Annotated in this window: 1 protein-coding gene; it reads left to right on the forward strand. The window is 36.4% G+C overall.

Going from position 1 to position 1,374, the window contains the following annotated elements; genetic code table 11:
• A partial coding sequence (locus tag Q0236_RS02130; RefSeq protein WP_297914501.1) for a TM1802 family CRISPR-associated protein occupies nt 1-1,374 on the forward strand: 1,374 nt, incomplete at both ends.

The following is a 1,374-nucleotide window of genomic DNA, read 5'->3' on the forward strand; positions in this document are numbered from 1 at the left end:
CGAAGTTTTGCCGAAAGCTGCGCACTTTTCGACGAAGTCTGTCCCGATCATCCCGAGCTCGACGCGAAAAAATTTTGGCGTGCGGGACTGCGTGGGGGGGTGCAGGGAATGCTGTATTTTGCCGATACTATAGATGAGATCAAAGGCCTTGATGAGATAAAAAAGGAAAAAGGCAAAAAAGTAGCCACTTTTTTCTCGCTTTCGTATAAAGGCAGGCCAGTTTCTGCTTGTTTTAAGCAAATTTTTGAAAATCATATCAGCGTAAAAGAGCAAAAATCATCCTATGGATACGATATTTTGACAAACGAAAAGGGTATCGGCGGCGATGCAAATTTAGCGTTTTGCTCAGTAAATGAGATGCCCGCTAATATGCAATTTATCAAATCAAAACTCCTACCGTTAAGCCCCATTAGCGCAAAAAAGGTAGAAAACGGCTTTAAAGCGATAAAAGATAAGCTATCACACAATTTTTACGGTATGAAAATGGCGATTTTGCCGACTATTTTAGATAGCTCGGTGAATTTAGAAGAGATTGTAAAAATACTAGAAGAAACTTCAAAGAGCGATATGAAAAATATTGAAATTGCCGAAGAAGTTATAAAATTTAGCATAAACGATTATCTTGAGATCGCTGCTAAAAAACAGGAAAAATTGCCTGTTTTGAATACAATTTTATTCTATACGCAAAGCAACGCCGCTATCGATTTAAAGCTTGCGATAGACGATGTGTTGCCGTCTTTTATCTCCCATATTTCAAAATTAATGGATGATTTTGACATAAAAGCCTTCTATGAAAAAAACAGCGGAACCGATGAGACTATATATCTTCAAAATTTGTTTGAAGATAGGCTAAGCGTGATGAGCTTTTTGTTGTCGCGAAATAAATTTGATTTAGAGATTATGATAGAAAGATATAGCGATTTGATTTATTACGGTAGCGTCAATAAAAGTTATGCTAAAAAATTGGAATGGAGCAAATATTTTAACGATTTTTATAAAGAAAGAACGTTTGAGAATATTGCAAAATATCAAAATTTTTTTAATGAAATCGATGTCTTAAATAAAAAACTAGTGTTTCAAAAGGAGTGTGATTTGGAAAATTTAACCGATAAAAAGGAGCTGATTAAAGAGCTAATCAAAAATAGCGAATTTTTAAATCAAGACGACGCGCTTGTTAGCGCTTATTTACTAGGTATGCTAAGCGCAGCCCTGATAAACTGGCAATTTGGCGTTAATGGCGGCGTATCGTTTAGCAACTGGCTTGATAACTGCGGCTCAATAAGCAGGGAAGATTTGGAGCGAATTTGGACTAAGTGCGATGAGACGATTAGAAAGCTTAAGGCTGCTTCCGGCAAGTCAAATTCTAATGTTGAA

This window comes from uncultured Campylobacter sp., assembly GCF_938031315.1.
GTDB lineage: Bacteria > Campylobacterota > Campylobacteria > Campylobacterales > Campylobacteraceae > Campylobacter_B.